This is a genomic window from Coraliomargarita sinensis (assembly GCF_003185655.1).
GTDB lineage: Bacteria > Verrucomicrobiota > Verrucomicrobiia > Opitutales > Coraliomargaritaceae > Coraliomargarita_B > Coraliomargarita_B sinensis.
The window spans coordinates 1-16,343 of record NZ_QHJQ01000013.1; the positions used below are offsets into that span (position 1 = coordinate 1).

Sequence of the window (16,343 nt, forward strand, 5' to 3'; positions counted from 1 at the left end):
AAAGACGCGCATACGGCTTCAAAAACTTTGATAACTACCGACTCAGAGTCATCGCCCAGTGCGGTTAAATATGAACCAAGAAAATAGAAAGGAAATGCTCCGGTCCCCAAACTTTGGTGTAGACCCCCCAAACTTTGGTGTAGACCCTAGACCCCACGCTTCGCTGAACTTCAATCTTCACGTGGCCGTGCCACGCGTAGCTCGAAGAGCGAAGCGTGGTGCTCAGGGAGGGATTTGAACCCTCACGCCCGTAAGGGCACCACGACCTGAACGTGGCGTGTCTGCCGTTCCACCACCTGAGCAAAATCGAAGCCGAGAGAAAAAGTCGCGGAGGCCTCTCTGTCAAGTGCAGGCCCGAATAATAATCAACTTCGTCGAGGAGGTCCTGACTACTTGACAGTAATACGACCGAATTGTCCTGACTCCATTTTGGCTCAGTCGTGCGCATGGGACGTAAAAAAAGCCGACTCTTTCGAGCCGGCTTTTTGAAAATTCGAATACGCGTCCGTTTAAGCTGCGTTAGCTTCCTTGGCTTTTTCCACGAGGGCGCTGAAAGCGGCTTCGTCGTGAATCGCCAACTCGGAGAGCTGTTTGCGGTCCATTTCGATACCGGCTGCTTTCATGCCCCGCATGAAACGACTGTAGTTGATGCCTTGTTGGCGGCATGCGGCGTTGATACGTACGATCCAGAGTTGACGGAACTCGGACTTCTTTTTGCGGCGGTCGCGGTAAGCGTAAACTTCAGCGCGATCGACGGCGTCTTTCGCGTAGCGGAAGAGGCGGGATTTATTTCCGAAATAGCCTCTGGCTTTTTTCAGAACTTTTTTGCGACGTGCGAGGGTCGCGGGACCATTGGTGGCTCTAGGCATGTTGTGTGTCTCTCTCGTTTAGGTCGCTGCCGGGTCGCCCATTTTCATGTTACCCGACGAGCGTGAGTTAATGTGATCAAACGTTCGATGTAGTCGTTATGCGTAAGGCATAGCGCGCTTGAGGTCGGCGGCCTGCCCGTCAGCGACGAGCTTGCTACTACCGGCACGGCGGCGCTGCTTCACGCTTTTGTTGCGAAGGAGGTGGCGGTGGCCCGGCGTACGGCGCAGGAGCTTCCCGGTACCTGTCTTCTTGAAACGTTTGGCGATGGATTTGCGTGTTTTCTGCATGAGAAATGTGGAAAAGAGGAGGAAAACATAGCGAACGGCCCTGCTTGTAAAGGGGAAAAGCGAGAAATTTGAGCATGACTGGTGGCAAAAATCCCAAATAAAAAGCCCCAAGAATTTAATGAGAATGAAGCAAGCCCTGGTTGGAACAATGCTGGTTGCTGTCCGGCCCCTCGATTTCGAGCGTACTGTGCCCGATATCAAAGCGTTCCTTCAAGACCTTTTTTATTCGCTGCCGCAAGTCCGATTGGTCCGTAACCGCAACCGTCATGACAACATGCGCTTCCAACGCACGATGATGCTCGTCGAGTTCCCAGACATGCAGGTGATGCGCGTTCCCGACGCCTTCGATGGCTTCGATCGCGTCGGCGACTTCGCGCAGGGACAGCTCGGGCGGCGTGCCCTGCATCAGAATCCTGGAGGTTTTCCGAAGCATACCGAAAGACATATACAGGATGTAGCCGGCAATGATGAGCGTGAGAACGGGGTCCACCCAGCTCCAGCCCAGCCAGTAAATCGTGGCCCCGCCCACCAGCACGGCCAGCGAAGCCGCGGCATCGGTCAGGTTGTGGAGGAAGGCGGCTTTCACGTTCAGGCTTCCCTTCGACATGGCCCAGAGCAGCCAGGCTGTCACCATGTCGACCAACAGCGCGATCCCGGCCGCAGCCATAATCCACAAGCCCAGCAACGGTTCGGGGGAAACAAAACGGCCCGCCGCCTCATAAATCAAATACAGCCCCACCAGGATGAGCGCGGTGAGTTGGATCATGGCACCGATCAACTCCGCCCGCCGGTAACCGAAAGTGAAGGCCTCATCCGCTCCTTTTCGAGAAATTTTTCGGGCCACGTAAGCAATCAGCAAGGCCGCTGCGTCATTTGTATTGTGCAGGGCGTCTGCCATCAGGGCAACGCTGCCCGATACCGCACCGGCTATGAATTCGAATATGGATAATCCAAAGTTGATGATCACGCTCCACAGAAGCACCCCATCACTGACGTCTTCAGTGCCGTGCGAATGATGGTGATCGTGAGCCATGGTTAACTAGACATGTTCCAGTCGCTGAGGATTGATGGCAAACCACTTATAGAGGGCGGGCAGCACCAACAGGGTCAGGATGGTCGAGGAAACCAGCCCGCCGACCACCACCACAGCGAGGGGACGTTGCACTTCACTGCCGGTTCCGGTCGCCAGCAGCAGCGGCAAGAGACCGAGCAGGGTCGTGCCAGCCGTCATCAGAACCGGTCGCACGCGTAAACAGGCGCCTTCAACACTGGTTTCATTGATCGTTTTACCGCCGAGGTAGAGCTGGTTCAGGTAGGTGATCAGCACCATGCCGTTCCCCAAGGCGATCCCGAAGAGCGCGATAAACCCAATACTGGAGGGCACGGAAAGGTTTTCGCCCGCGAGCCAGAGGCCGACGACCCCACCCACCAGAGCCAGCGGAATGTTCAGGAGGATAAGGACGGTGTTTTTAATTGATCCGAAGCTCATATAGATCAGCAGCGCAATCAGCGCTAAAGTCACCGGTACAACGATGGCAAGACGGGCGTTGGCTTCCTGCTGAAGTTCGTATTGCCCACCCCATGAGATCAGGTAGCCGGGCGGCAGCGTAAGTTCCGCATCGATTGCGGCCTGGGCTTCTTCGACAAAGCCGCCGATGTCGCGCCCGACCACGTTGGCCTGGATCTCCAGATAACGCTGATTGTTTTCCCGGATGATCTGGCGCGGCCCGACGATCTCCTTGATTGTAGCCACTTCATCCAGGGGCAGGTACGCCCCCTCTTCGGTCTGGACAATCAGGTGGCGCAGATCGTCCACCGTATCACGGGCTTCTTCACGATAGCGGACATAAATATCATAGCGCTGCACGCCTTCGTAGATTTGACCGGCCCCAACGCCGCCGACAGCCGCCTCAATCAGTTCCTGCACTTCAGCCAAATTTAAGCCGTGCCGGGCGATTGCTTCGCGGTTTGGACGCACCACAATCTGGGGCGAACCGATGACCTGCCCGGTCTGCACGTCGGCCGCGCCTTCGATCTCACCGACGACGGCGGCGATGGCATCGCCCTGCGCTTTCAGCACATCAAGGTCATCGCCAAAGAGCTTGATCGCGAGTTGCGCTTTGGAGCCACCGATCAGTTCGTCGACACTGAGTTGAATGGGCTGAGTAATATTCACCTGCACGCCAGGCATGCCGGCCAGTGCCTCCCGCATCGCGTTTTCGATATCGACTTGGGTAAAATCCTTGCGCCATTCATTCTTCGGCTTGAGAACGACCATCATATGGACGCTGTTAATCGGGTCGGCATGGGCCCCGACTTCCCCACGACCGATGCGGGAGATGGCCTGCTCGATCTCCGGGATTTCCAAAAGGCGCTTTTCCGCGATCATGGAGTTGCGCTTGGTTTCCTCCAGCGAGACCGACGGTGCCATCGAGAGATTGGCGATGACATCACCCTCCATCAGGCGCGGGGTGAATTCCGAGCCGAGCTTGGGAAAAACCCAGGCACCGACAGCCAGCATAGCCACTGCAAGCACGATAGCCAGGAAACGGAAGCGGACAAAGAGAGAAACGAGCGGTCGATAGATCGCTACGAGACAACGAACGATCCAGATTTCACGATTCTTCTCCGTAGCGTGCCCGCTTGCGGGCGCATCGACCGCTGAGTCCGACGCAGATTGGACATTCAATGAGCGAACCGCCTTCGGTTTCCGCATAAAGAGCGCCGTATAAACCGGCGCGCCGATCAAGGCGTAGATCAACGACCCAAACATCGCCAAGGAAACCGTGAAGGCCAATGGTCGAAACATATTGCCCTCGACCCCTCGTAAGGTGAAGAGCGGAATAAAAACCAGCACCACAATCAGGATGGCAAAGGTGATCGGCTTGGCCACCTCCTCGCAGGCCCTCAGAATCACGTGGAGTTTCGACTCCCCCGGATCCGAGTTCCACAAGAGGCGGTCGGAGTTTTCCACCATTACGATGGTGCCGTCCACCATCATGCCGATGGCGATAGCCAAACCGCCCAGCGACATTAAGTTGGCCGAGATGCCGAAGTAGTACATGGCAGTAGTGGCAAAGAGCACGGAAAAGGGAATCGCCAGCGAAACCACCAGACTCGGCCGGAAGCCGCCGATGAAGATCAAAAGGATCAACACGACGAGTCCGATCCCCTGGAGCAGTGCCGTGGTCACGGTATTGACCGAAGATTCGACCAGTCGCTTTTGCTGATAGTAAGGGTCGATCACCACACCTTCGGGCAGCGCCTTCTCGATCTCAGCCAGCTTGGCTTCCACCGCCTCGATTACCGTCGAGGAATTGGTGCCGTAGAGTTTGATCACCATGCCCGAGACGACTTCTTCCTCTCCGTTCCGGGTCTGCAGCCCCTGACGTATTTCCCCGCCGATTTCCACCTGGGCGACATCCTCGAGGTAAACCGGAGTGCCGTCCTCGTGAGTGATGACGATGCGCTGGAGGTCGCGTATATCGCGGGCCAGTCCTTCCGAGCGAACGATATACATCTCACCGTTGCGTTCGATAAACTGACCACCGACATTCTGGTTATTGGCTTCAATGCGCTCGATCACTTCATGCAGCGGAATATTATAGCGCAACAAAGCATCCGGATCGATGTTGACCTGGAACTGTTTCACAAAGCCGCCGATTCCCAGCACCTCGGTCACACCGGGCACGGTCTGCAGGTTGTATTTCACAATCCAGTCCTGAAAGGTCCGCAGCTCCTCGAGGCTGTATTCGCCTGTCGTATCAATCAGGTTGTAGTAGAGGACCAAGCCCTGACCGGTGGAGATCGGCCCCATCTCGGGCTCGCCAAAGCCTTCGGGAATCGCCTCGCGGGCCTCGGACAGTCGCTCACCCACCACCTGCCGCGCAAAATAGATGTCGGTGCCTTCTTCGAAATAAACACTGACCACGGAGAGACCAAAATTGGAAACCGAACGAATCTCTTCGACCTTGGGCAGACCGCTCATGGCCGCCTCGACCGGAAAGGTGACGAACTTTTCCACCTCCTCCGGGCCGAGACCCGAGGTCACGGTAAACACCTGAACGAGTGCCGGCGAAACGTCGGGAAAGGCATCGACCGGAAGTTTTTTATAACTCCAGTAACCGCCCGCGATCACGGCGGCCGTCAAGAGCACGACCACCAGCTTGTTGCGCAGCGCAAGATCAATTATTTTTTCAAACATCGTTATCTCCTTTACGCTTAGTGGACGTGTCCGGCGTGCCCACCGAAGGAACCCTTATTCATTTCCGCCTTCAGTGAAATCGCGTTGCGTGAAACATAGGTCTGCCCCGGCTCTAGCCCGCTCAAGACTTCGTAGGACGTGGCATCACTTTTACCGAGCGCGACGGGGCGCGGCTCAAAGCCCTCCTCCGTGAGCACAAAAACGACGGTGCTGCCCTCATGCGTCAGCACGGCAGTTCGCGGGATGACGACCGGCGCGCGGTGCTCGTCTATGGAGATACTGCCCTTGACGAATTGCCCGGGCCGCCATTCCCCGCCCTCGTTGTCGACGACGATGCGGGCCAGGCCCGTCCGCGTATGCTTATCAATAGTCGGGGCAATGTAAGTGATCGTTCCGGTAAACCGGGGCCCCTCATGTCCGTTGACGATGACCACGCGCTGACCTTTCCGGACTTTCGACAGATCGCGCTGGTAAATACGAAGATCAGCCCAGACCGATGAGAGGTCGGCCAGCGCGAATAATGCGCTCCCCGCTTCCACGGTTTCACCGGGCGTGATGTCGTAAGCGACGATCGTCCCGTCAAAGGGTGCTTTCAATTCGAAGGGGCGAAGGGTTTCCGTACTTTCCAGAGTGGCAAGGACCTCTCCTTTCTTCACCTTATCTGCGAGACGTGCTTTAATTCCAGTCACCGTTCCGGCATAGCGCGGAGTGACATGAGCCAGTTGCTCGCGGTTGAACTCTATTTCACCCGGGAGGATGACTTCCTCGTGAAGAACACCCGACGCAGCTGCGGCGAGTATTATATTAAATTCCCGCAGAACATCAGCGCTTATCGAAACCACTCCTTCCTCATGCTCGTCATGCCCGTGGCCCTCGTGATCGTCGTGCCCTTCATGGTCCTCTTCTTCGTGCTCAGCGTGCTCGTCATGTTCGTCATGCTCCGCCTCTTGGGCATGATCATGCCCGTTCTGTTCAGAATGCTCTGCTGAGGTATGTGCCTCTCCCTCATGGTGGCCTTCGTGGTCTGCATGCGCACCGTCCTGTTCCGCTGCTTCAACATGGTTGCCGTGATCGGAATGATCATGCGCATCGTGGTCGTCCTGCCCGTAGGTAGCAGTCATCAAAGTGACTGCGACAAGTGCGACCAGCCATGGGCGGGGCCGCGTCAGCGTTTGAATTGAATGGGATGAATCGTTCATTTTATAAAGTTTTGTTTGGTTAAGTTAAAGTTTTGCCGGTCGGGTCAGTGCTTCGATTTCAGCCTGCGCTGCTGCATAACGACGCAAGGCTTCCAGATAAGCCTCGCGCACTTCGAAGAGTGCACTCCGACTGTCCAGAACGGCGAGTTGTTGAAATTGACCGCGCTCGTAGCCTTCTTCGGTATCACGGAGCGTGGCCTCAGCTGCCGCCAGCAGTTCGGACTGAATGGCGTCGGCTTCCGCCTGAGCACTGATCCGTTGTTGGTAGGCTCGATTGAGCGCCATCATCAGCTCGCGGTGGGTAGCCTGACGCTCGAGACCGACGGCGCGAAGTTTTGCGCGGGCCGTGTGGATGTTCCCCTGGTTTTTATCAAAGACCGGCCAGGGCACTTCCACCCCCACAAGGAAGGCGGCCTCCCCTTCTTCCTCGTTGAAATAACGTCCGCCGGCAAAGATTTCGACATCCGGAGTGGCACGCGCCCGCTCCAGGTCGAGCGCAGCCTTCCGGCTTTCCTCGACGGCAGAATAGCGGGCCACGGCAGCCGTGTTACTGAGCTTCGCAGCCAGTTGGGAAAATTCCGGCGTTGCTGAATCGAGCGCCACTTCGCCTGCGACTACAAAATCGCGGGGTGCCGAATCGGTCCAAAAGCTGGCCAACACGGACTTCGCAGCGGCATATTCGCGCTCGGCCTGTTGCTTGGCAAACGCTTGTCGGCGAACCGAAAGCTCCGCCCGGGTTTGCTCGACTTTGGGTGAGCGGGCCGCATCCACAAGCCGAGCGGTTTCGGCCGCGCTTCGTTTGGCCAGATCGAGTTGTTCCTCCCGGAGCCCTAGCATCTGCTGAGCGAGGAGCACGTCGATAAAAGCGGAGCGAACGGAAGTCTCGATACGAGCGACGAGCATTTCCCGCTCCCAGTCGACTAGTGACCTTTCGGCTGCAGCCAACTCGGTCCGCCGTCGGCGTTTTTCTGCCGTTTCGATCACCTGGCTGACGCCAAGGGTGACTTCCAGCCCCTGCACACCACGCAAAGGCCCGGTACCGAGAAAGTTTTCCACCTCGGTGCCAATGACCGGATTCGGTCGAAGCTTGGCCTGTTCGACTTGGCCGTCCGAGGCCTCGGCTAAGATCGTATTTAATTCGAGCCGCGGGTCGGCAGTCATCGCCCGCTGCAGCGCCTGGGTAAACGTAAGCGCATCATCACCGGTTTCGTTTGCGGCTTTGGCAGGGAGGCTTCCCAAAGGAAGTAATAGAATGAATAATACCTGTATGGATTTCTGAAAGTAATACATAAAAAGATCCTGAATAAGTGCGTCGATGGTCACCGGGCACATGCCCAGTGCATCCCAACAGCGCGTTTAGTATGAAAGCGCTGTTACGATTTACTTATCAGGATCTTCAAAGCCGCAGCACAACGACGCGGCGGATCAATTCAGAGGCAGGTTCCACATCCGGCGGTCCTCTGGTCGGATGTGCCAGTGCGTGACCCAAGCAGTCACGCAGCTTGGGCTCGGCACAGATATCCGATTCTGAGAACAGAGCCGAGATCTCAACAGGGATAGATTCAAACTCATTGGGACGAATCGATTCCAGATCAACCGATTCCAGGGTCAAATCCGTGCATGGCGGACAATCGATCGGGACAATTGAGATTTCTGAATGATCACAACACGTCTCATGCTCAGGCGCTTCCTTACCTGCAATCTCAACATGTGTCTCCCCGTCAGTATGCAGGCAGAGCACAAGCTCGCCCATGGCACCCAGAAGCGAATTCCAGACGAAAAGCAGAGCCAAAATGACTGCGAGAGATGCGCGCATGAACGGTTAGCGGTACTCAATAAGACAGTCGAAGCAAAGAAAAATTCCAATTTACTGATTCATAACTGTGCGGTGACGCTTACCCTCCCAACATGACCGCCCGGCACTTAGTTCGTCTTGAATCCAAGGAGACGCAGGCCATTCAGACAGACCAGGACAGTTGACCCCTCGTGCCCCACCACCCCAAGCGGCAGCGGCATATGCCCGAACAGTGCGACGCTGGCCAGCACCAGAATTACTCCGAGCGCGAAACTCAGATTCTGCGTCACCACTACGCGGCTTTTGCGCGCAAGCGCGAAAGCGTGCACCAGGTGCGACAAACGACTGCTCATCAGCACGACATCGGCGGTCTCCATCGCCACATCAGTGCCCGCCGCCCCCATGGCGATCCCGACATGGGCCCTGGCCAGGGCGGGTACATCGTTCACTCCGTCACCGACCATGGCAACAACACCCTGCTCTGACAACTCCTTGATCTTTTCAAGCTTTGCTTCGGGAAGCAACTCGGCCGCCACTTCGTCAATTCCGGCTTGCCGGGCCACCTGCTGGGCCACGCGCGTATTGTCACCGGTCAACATAACGATCCGGCGAATGCCGAGACGTCGCAATTGCCCGACCATCGCGGTCGCATCTTCCCTGATCTGGTCGGCGACAGCGATCCAACCGAGCAGGCGATGCAGCGGACCGTCCGGTGCGATTTCAGCCACAAGCACCACCGTCTTCCCCTCGGAAAGCAGTTCATCAATCGCCGCTCTCTGTTTGTCATTCAGCACACCACCCCGGTCCCGAAACAGGCTCGGGCTGCCGACCAGAATCCGCGCCCCTGCGACCGAGGCCTCCGCTCCTTTACCGGGATGGGATTGAAAGCCTTCGATAGGCTGCAAGTCACAGCCTTCATCCATAGCCGATTTTTCGATGGCACGGGCAATGGGGTGCTCGGAGTGCGCCTCAACCGATGCTGCCATTTGCAGGAGCTTCCAATTGGTCTGTTGCCGGCCTCTATCAGGACTTATGGATGTAGAGTTTAAAAAAACATTCGTCACCACGGGCTGACCCGTCGTCAGCGTGCCGGTTTTATCCAGAGCCACCGTATCGACCGAAGCAAGTTGCTCGAGGTGCACCCCACCCTTGAAAAGTACACCGCGCCGCGCCGCACCCGCGATCGCCGCCCAAAAGGCTGCCGGCGTACTGATGACCAGCGCACAGGGCGAGGCTACGACGAGAATCGTCATGGCGCGATAGAAACTGGACGAAAACTCAGCAGCCCAAAAAAGCGGCGGCACGAGAATCAGCCCGAGCGTGAATAAGATCACAAAGCCCGCATAGTAACCTTCGGCCCTTTCCAGAAAACGCTGGGTTTGTGCCTTCTCCTCCTGTGCCTCTTCCACCAGAGTAATGATCCGGTCGAGTGTGGACTGCCCGGCAGGTTTGGTCACACGGTAGCTCAAACTGCCATGTTGGTTGATGGTACCGGCAAAAATATCGTTACCTTCGGTCTTGAAAACGGGCATGGATTCCCCGCTAAGCGAAGATTCGTCAATAGAGCTCTCACCCTCCAGCACTTCACCATCCAGGGCCACCCGATCGCCGGGCCGGAGACGAACCACCGTGCCGACCGTGACGTCGTCCAGACCGATCATCCGCGTCTCGCCGTCCACTTCGCAACGTACTTCCGTCGGACGCAGCTTCATGAGTGAGCGAATCGCCGAACGCGAGCGACTCAATGCGTGGTTTTGCAAAACGTTGGAAAGGGAAAAGAGAAAGAGTAACATGCCCCCCTCAAAGGGCGCACCCACTACCGCCGCACCCAGGGCGGCCAAGACCATCAGCAAATCCACATCGAGCTTTCGCTCACGCAGGGACTGTAAGCCGTTGAGCGCACCATACCAGCCCCCCGAAAGATAGGTCAGTGTGTAAGCGACGATGGCAACGCCGTTCCACCCCAGCGAGTTCGCCAGTCCACCAGCAGCAAGTGTCACTGCAGCAACGACCATGAGAATCAATTCCTTCCGCTCGCTGCTCAGCGTCGACCATTGTAATACCCGCCGAACGCGCCCACTGGTCACCTCAATGGGACAGTTACGACAGCCACGCGCCTTGCGGCGGGGGCATTCTTCGTAGCGGGGACAATCTTCCTGTAAACAGAAAGGAGCATCCCTGTTCGTGATCTCACTCATGGTCTATTCCCGCCATCTTAAGACATTGTTTGCATCTTAGGGGCTCAGGGAAGCTAAATCCATTCTTAAAGCACGCATAGTTCTCAACTAAATGGCCATTTAAAGCCTCACTAATCTGAGCTTATAAACAGATTCGAAGATCTCCGGACTCACACTTTTCCCGGCATTGGCTCTTTTCATCATCGACGCTGCAACGGGGAGTTTTCTATTTATTCACTCGATGGCGCCCTCCCCTCAACATTCCGCTTCGACACCGAGCAGCCGCATTTCCGGATGCGTGGTGGGGCGCATTCGGAAACTCAAGGGTTTTCAGAAGCACCACACCGTGCCGGACAGCGTAAATGACGCAACCCGCTCGTTCGTGCGCCGCGCCGGACAGGAGGATGTCAAAACCCTGGCCGATGACCTATATCGCGACATCCGATCCACCTTTGGCTATAAACGGCGGGAGTTTGATTACACCTGCGAGGACGGCGAAGCCTGGATTAAGACCCCGGACTTTGATGCGCAGATTCGAATCGATCAGGATGAGAGCGAGGCGAAATATTACCAGCTTACCACTGAACTGTTAAAACTGCATAACGAGGCCATTGCCATGGACACCGGCTTGCATGCCTGCTTCAACGCGCATTGCGATTATCTGGTGGTGAACTTCCCTGCTCCCATCCAAGTCGAGGACAAGATTGATGCGATTGAGGCCAACGACGACCTGACCGACTGCCTGAGCTACGAACCCGATGCCAGCGCCTTTGAACTGAAGCTCAGGGACCTCGATCTCCAGATTGAGGTCGATGCCTGGTCGGTACGTTTTTCCCTTCTGACCCTGCGCAACCTCGGCAAGCTGATCGACCACAGCCAGCGGGCTTTTGAAATACTCACGGATTACAATTTCGACCTGCGCCTAAGTGCTCCATCAACCTGAGCGGTCGCTTTCCTCAAATCGGCAACCTCGTTTAAAAGTTGATTTTGCCAGTTCGTTTCGCTAGCTTTCTATTTGTGCTTCTTAAGCCCCTACAGTTGTTATTGATCGTTTCGATCATGAATCCCTTTTGCTGCTGTATCTCGGGCACTCTAAATATGTTCTCCGGGGACACGGGACATTTGACCCAAAATTGCTGTGAGTCCCCGAAGAATGAACCATCCGCTCCGGCACACAACTCGGACAAAGAGGATTGTCCGCACCAGTCCTACAAATCGCATCAGCAGGTGACTCAGAAGGACATTAATGCTGAGCAAACCAGCACTAATTACGCTCCAGTCCTTGTCGCGCTTATCCATCAATTCGGCTTCAAAACGGATCGCCCGACCAACAATTTGTCACCATTCGGTTCGCCTGAAGTGGCCCTTCTTACCAGCCCGCCCGGGCGGATGGAGTTATATTGCGTCTACCGGATCTGATTCATCAAGAGCCACCTTCTCCCGGCGAGTCCAGGGGAAGAATCGAAGTGCGGCTGTTCCGCACCTTTCAGGGAGGTTTCCCTCTTTGCACTCTTGAACTCATGATCCATGACACATTTTACCTTCACAAAGTTCCGATCCTCGTTTGCCGTGCTGGCGGTGGTCTTATTCCTATTGGTCGCCCCTACCACGACACACTCAAGTGAACCTGCGAAGCTTAAAAGCCTCGAAGATTTTCTCGAGCGGGCATTCGCGGAAAATCCGCAGCTGACCGCATTTGAACAGCGCTACCAGGCTGCGATGCAGCGCATCCCGCAGGCCGCCTCCTTACCTGATCCGAAGCTGCAAATCACCCATTTTGTTGAGTCGGTACAAACCCGTACCGGCCCGCAGGAAAACGTCATTACCCTCAGCCAGACGCTGCCCTGGTTCGGCAAGTTGAGCCGTCGAAAAGAAGCGGCCTCTCTGGAAGCGGAAGCGCTGTGGTTTGCCTACCAGGACCAGCAGCTCAAACTGGCCCGCGCGGTCTCGGTCGCCTATTACGAATACGGCTATCTTGAACAGGCCATCCGGCTGAGCCGGGAGAACCGCGATCTGTTGCAAAAGCTCGAGCCCATCGTCGAGGCCAAGGTTAAGGGCGGCGCGGATCTGAACGCACTGCTGCGGCTGAAAGTAGAGATTGGCAAAGTTGACGACCGCTTACAGACCTTGAAACAAAAGAAGGTCGCTCAATCCGCCAAACTCGGCGAACTGCTGGCGATGCCCGAAGCGGATTCTCTCCCCAGTCCGGATTGGGAGGCGCCCGACGGAAGCTTGCCGGACCGGGACTCCCTGGTCACCGACATCCGGACCAACAATCCGGAACTGCAAATGATCGAACGTCAGGTTGCCAGTGCTCAGGCCCGCCACGAAATCGCGCGCCTCGAAGCGTATCCCGATGTCACACTTGGCCTGAACTACATCCAGATCGATGATCCGTCTGTCAACCCGATGACACCCGATGCCGGACAGGACCCCTGGGGTGTCAGCATCGCAATCAATATCCCGATTTGGTATCCGAAATACAATGCCGCCAAGGCGGAAGCGCTTGCCGACAAACGGGCCGTTGAAAGTAAACTGGACCATCGCTGGAACGAACTGCGGGCGTTACTGAGCGCCAGCCTTGCTCGAATGCAGGACGCAACCCGCCGACTTGAACTTTACGGCAACGAACTGCTCGGACTGGCGGAACAAGCGGTCAAAAACAGTCGCACCAGCTATGAGGGCGGCCGTACCGGCATCCTTGAAGTCATCGACAGCGAGCGCTCCCTACTCGATCTGCAACTCCTCTACTGGCGCGCCGCGGCCGACGCCTGGCAACAGCGCATCACCATCCGGACCTTGGCGGGGCAAGGAGCCAGGGGCACGGGGCTTAGGGTAATTGGACGCGCAACAGAAGCAGTTCCACCCAAAGAATAAATTTACTTCCAATCAGAATTCAGACGATGAAAACGAAACTCATTTTATCCGCAGTCGGTATCGCCGCGCTCGCCTTCTTGGTCGGACGCATGACCACCTCCAGTCCCGCGCCCGGGGGCTCCGACTCCAGGCCCCAGGCGCCTAGCTCTTCGCCCCAGACCTGGACCTGCTCCATGCACCCGCAAATCCAACAGCCCGAACCCGGCGACTGTCCGATTTGCGGGATGGACCTGATCCCCCTCGAGGAAGAAGGCGACGAGTCGAGCGGCCCGAGAGAAATGAGCATGAGCGAAGCCTCGCGCGCTTTGGCCGACATTCAGACCACCGAAATCGTGCAGTCTTATCCCGAGGCGGAAATACGACTCGTCGGCAAGCTTGACTACGATGAGACCAAGGTAAAATCACTCTCTGCACGATTCCCTGCCCGGATCGACGAGCTTTTCGTTAACTTCACCGGCATACGTGTGAACAAAGGCGAACACCTCGCGAAAGTCTACAGCCCTGAGCTGCTCACTGCACAACGGGAACTCCTCAGCGCTCACCGCGCCGACCCCAACGGCTCAATCACTCGGGCCGCACGCGAGAAGCTTCGGCTTTGGGACCTTCTTCCCTCGCAAATCGAAGCGATCATCGAAAGCGGCGAAGCCAAGGATCACTTCGTACTAAAAGCCCCGATCGGGGGAGTCGTGGTAGAGAAGCACGTCAAAGAGGGCGACTACGTCAAAACGGGCGAACCGCTCTTTCGAATCGTCGACCTGAGCGTGCTCTGGGCCGAACTGGATGCCTACGAATCCGACCTGCCCTGGTTACGTTTCGGACAGGATGTGAGCTTTAACGTCGAATCCTTCCCGGGGGAGACCTTTCACGGGCAAATCGTCTTTATCGAACCCGAAGTCGACCGGAAGACCCGCACCGTTCCGATACGAGTGAATGTCCCGAACGGGGACCAGCGGCTCAAACCGGGCATGTTTGTCCGCGCCGTGGTGGCCTCGCGACTGGCCGAAGACGGCAAAGTTTATGCCCCCGAATTTGCCGGCAAGTGGATCAGCCCCATGCACCCGGAAGTGGTCAAGGATCATCCCGGCCAATGTGATGTCTGCGGGATGGATTTGGTCCCGGCCGAAGAATTGGGCTACGTTGACAACGAAAGTGAACCCGCCCCCTTGGTAGTGCCTGCATCCGCTGTTTTGCGCACCGGGAAGCGTGCGGTAGTCTATGTGCAAAAGCCCGATACGCAACGGCCTACCTATGAGGGTCGGGAAATCACGCTGGGACCACGGGCCGGAGATGTCTATCTCGTCGCTTCGGGCTTGGAGGCCGGAGAGCGCGTCGTCACCCAGGGAGCCTTCAAGATCGACAGCGCCCTGCAGATCCAGGCCAAACCGAGCATGATGAACCCGGAGGAAGCGGCGAACGGTCAATCGGATGCGGAGTCGGAAGATGCTCCCCCGCCCGCGGTCACTGTATCCAAGGAGGAACTACAGAAGCTATTGCCCGATTATCTAAAACTGCAAAAAGCCCTGGCAGCCGACGAGCTCGACACCTCAAAGCAGGCGCTGAAAGCAATGATGAAAGTCACCGGACATGAGGGTCCGGCGGCGGAACTCATTCATAAGATGATGAACGCCGGGGATCTGGAGAGCATTCGGCGCCCGCATTTCGAAAGCCTTTCCGATGCAATCATCGCCGTCTCACGCGAGAACCCCTCGCTGGTGCCCGAGAATCTCATGATCATGCATTGCCCGATGGTCTACGATGATCGCGGCGCCGATTGGCTCCAAACATCCGAGCCTCTCAACAATCCTTACTTCGGTGCATCCATGCTTAGGTGCGGAGAGATCAAGGAGCGCATCCACGAAAAGCCTGAAACCCACCAAGAGCACAATCACTGATCGACTTAAAAGGAAATCCCATGGCCACAAAACAGCACGAGAAGACACAAAAAGAAAAGCAAACCAGAACTCCGCTTCAGTCTTCTTTGGACCCCTTTGTGGCTGAATTAAAACAGGATAACGAAAGAGAAATGTTATGAAAAAAAAGAAAGCAACCATCTACCGCATGGTCACGCCCGACCACCTCTGCCCCTGGGGCATCAAGGGTAAGGACCTGCTGAAGCGTCACGGCTATGAGGTTGAGGACCATCACCTCAGCACCATGGACGAGGACAAGGCCTTCAAAGAGAAGCACAATGTCGATGAAACCCCGCAAATCTGGATCGAAGACGAACACATCGGCGGGATCGATGAACTGCGCGAGCATCTCGGCCTCGGGCCGGACCCCAAGGAAGGGGAAACCTACCAGCCCGTAATCGCGATCTTCGCCGTAACCTTGGGCATGGCGCTAACCACCACCTGGGCCAGCCTAGGCGCGCTCGAGCCGGTGCGGATCATCGAGCTCTTCATCGCCTTCACCATGTGCGCGCTCGGCATCCAAAAACTGCGCGACATCCAGTCCTATGAAAACGGTTTTGTGCAATACGACCTGCTGGCGCAGCGCTACGTGCCCTATGCAGCCGTCTATGCCTATATCGAAACGGTCGGCGGGATACTCATGATCGCCGGACTCCTGACCTGGGTCATCGCCCCCATCATACTGATCGCCACCACCATCGGCGCGGTCTCCATCATCAAAGCCGTTTATATTGAAAAGCGCGACTTGAAATGTGCCTGCGTGGGCGGCGGGAGCGATGTCCCGCTCGGCTTCATTTCCCTCTCCGAGAACCTCGGCATGATGGCCATGGCGATCTGGATGATGATCAAGGCAGCTACATGACTAATATGAATCTAACCACAGAAGGCACAAAAGGCCAGGCAACCGACTATAAGACAAAGTGCCGAATCAGTTTTTGTGCTTTTTGTGACTTCTGTGGTTAAAACAAATCTACATCCAACTTTCGGCACTGCCCATTTCATCAGCCCAAATACATAAAGCACC

12 protein-coding genes and 1 tRNA gene are annotated in these 16,343 nt (G+C 56.4%); 4 read left to right on the forward strand and 9 right to left on the reverse strand.

The genetic code is table 11. From position 1 onward, the window contains the following. Nucleotides 1–216: 216 nt before the first annotated feature. From DDZ13_RS13845 to DDZ13_RS13885, 9 genes are all read right to left on the reverse strand, one after another. A tRNA-Leu gene (locus tag DDZ13_RS13845) sits at nt 217–302 on the reverse strand. A gap of 207 nt (nt 303–509) precedes the next feature. After that, nucleotides 510–869 (reverse strand): 50S ribosomal protein L20, encoded by a 360-nt coding sequence (gene rplT, locus DDZ13_RS13850; protein ID WP_110132059.1) that lies wholly within the window; start codon nt 867–869, stop codon nt 510–512. Between the two features lie 96 nt (nt 870–965). Further along, nucleotides 966–1,157, reverse strand: a complete 192-nt coding sequence (gene rpmI, locus DDZ13_RS13855) for a 50S ribosomal protein L35 (protein ID WP_110132060.1) — start codon at nt 1,155–1,157, stop codon at nt 966–968. 115 nt (nt 1,158–1,272) lie between these two features. Then, nucleotides 1,273–2,190, reverse strand: a complete 918-nt coding sequence (locus DDZ13_RS13860) for a cation diffusion facilitator family transporter (protein WP_110132061.1) — start codon at nt 2,188–2,190, stop codon at nt 1,273–1,275. Nucleotides 2,191–2,196: 6 nt separating this feature from the next. Then, entirely contained in the window at nt 2,197–5,361 is a 3,165-nt protein-coding gene (locus DDZ13_RS13865) for an efflux RND transporter permease subunit (RefSeq protein ID WP_110132062.1), read from the reverse strand. Between the two features lie 17 nt (nt 5,362–5,378). Further along, nucleotides 5,379–6,560 carry an efflux RND transporter periplasmic adaptor subunit gene (locus tag DDZ13_RS13870; protein WP_110132063.1) on the reverse strand — a complete coding sequence of 394 codons (1,182 nt, stop codon included), beginning with the start codon at nt 6,558–6,560 and terminating at the stop codon, nt 5,379–5,381. A 24-nt stretch (nt 6,561–6,584) separates the two neighbouring features. Then, a complete protein-coding gene (locus DDZ13_RS13875) occupies nt 6,585–7,850 on the reverse strand; it encodes a TolC family protein (protein ID WP_233246171.1) in 1,266 nt (421 codons plus the stop codon). Between the two features lie 106 nt (nt 7,851–7,956). Then, complete coding sequence (locus DDZ13_RS13880) at nt 7,957–8,376, reverse strand: hypothetical protein (protein WP_110132065.1); 420 nt, start codon at nt 8,374–8,376, stop codon at nt 7,957–7,959. 107 nt (nt 8,377–8,483) lie between these two features. Then, entirely contained in the window at nt 8,484–10,553 is a 2,070-nt protein-coding gene (locus DDZ13_RS13885) for a heavy metal translocating P-type ATPase (protein ID WP_110132066.1), read from the reverse strand. 220 nt (nt 10,554–10,773) lie between these two features. Here DDZ13_RS13885 and DDZ13_RS13890 point away from each other — a divergent pair, with 220 nt between their 5' ends. The 4 genes from DDZ13_RS13890 to DDZ13_RS13910 all read left to right on the forward strand — a co-directional run bounded on the left by DDZ13_RS13890 (nt 10,774) and on the right by DDZ13_RS13910 (nt 16,181). Next, nucleotides 10,774–11,475 (forward strand): hypothetical protein, encoded by a 702-nt coding sequence (locus DDZ13_RS13890; protein ID WP_146209379.1) that lies wholly within the window; start codon nt 10,774–10,776, stop codon nt 11,473–11,475. 584 nt (nt 11,476–12,059) lie between these two features. Beyond that, complete coding sequence (locus tag DDZ13_RS13900; protein ID WP_110132069.1) at nt 12,060–13,409, forward strand: TolC family protein; 1,350 nt, start codon at nt 12,060–12,062, stop codon at nt 13,407–13,409. Between the two features lie 26 nt (nt 13,410–13,435). Beyond that, entirely contained in the window at nt 13,436–15,301 is a 1,866-nt protein-coding gene (locus DDZ13_RS13905) for a heavy metal-binding domain-containing protein (RefSeq protein WP_110132070.1), read from the forward strand. A 136-nt stretch (nt 15,302–15,437) separates the two neighbouring features. Further along, a complete protein-coding gene (locus DDZ13_RS13910; protein ID WP_199221137.1) occupies nt 15,438–16,181 on the forward strand; it encodes a MauE/DoxX family redox-associated membrane protein in 744 nt (247 codons plus the stop codon). The last annotated feature ends 162 nt before the right edge of the window (nt 16,182–16,343 follow it).

Bases quoted from the DNA above. Each gene is read 5' to 3' on its own strand.
- rplT (WP_110132059.1), bottom strand. From the start codon at position 869: ATGCCTAGAGCCACCAATGGTCCCGCGACCCTCGCACGTCGCAAAAAA.
- rpmI (WP_110132060.1), bottom strand. From the start codon at position 1,157: ATGCAGAAAACACGCAAATCCATCGCCAAACGTTTCAAGAAGACAGGT.
- DDZ13_RS13860 (WP_110132061.1), bottom strand. From the start codon at position 2,190: ATGGCTCACGATCACCATCATTCGCACGGCACTGAAGACGTCAGTGAT.
- DDZ13_RS13865 (WP_110132062.1), bottom strand. From the start codon at position 5,361: ATGTTTGAAAAAATAATTGATCTTGCGCTGCGCAACAAGCTGGTGGTC.
- DDZ13_RS13870 (WP_110132063.1), bottom strand. From the start codon at position 6,560: ATGAACGATTCATCCCATTCAATTCAAACGCTGACGCGGCCCCGCCCA.
- DDZ13_RS13875 (WP_233246171.1), bottom strand. From the start codon at position 7,850: ATGTATTACTTTCAGAAATCCATACAGGTATTATTCATTCTATTACTT.
- DDZ13_RS13880 (WP_110132065.1), bottom strand. From the start codon at position 8,376: ATGCGCGCATCTCTCGCAGTCATTTTGGCTCTGCTTTTCGTCTGGAAT.
- DDZ13_RS13885 (WP_110132066.1), bottom strand. From the start codon at position 10,553: ATGAGTGAGATCACGAACAGGGATGCTCCTTTCTGTTTACAGGAAGAT.
- DDZ13_RS13890 (WP_146209379.1), top strand. From the start codon at position 10,774: ATGGCGCCCTCCCCTCAACATTCCGCTTCGACACCGAGCAGCCGCATT.
- DDZ13_RS13900 (WP_110132069.1), top strand. From the start codon at position 12,060: ATGACACATTTTACCTTCACAAAGTTCCGATCCTCGTTTGCCGTGCTG.
- DDZ13_RS13905 (WP_110132070.1), top strand. From the start codon at position 13,436: ATGAAAACGAAACTCATTTTATCCGCAGTCGGTATCGCCGCGCTCGCC.
- DDZ13_RS13910 (WP_199221137.1), top strand. From the start codon at position 15,438: ATGAAAAAAAAGAAAGCAACCATCTACCGCATGGTCACGCCCGACCAC.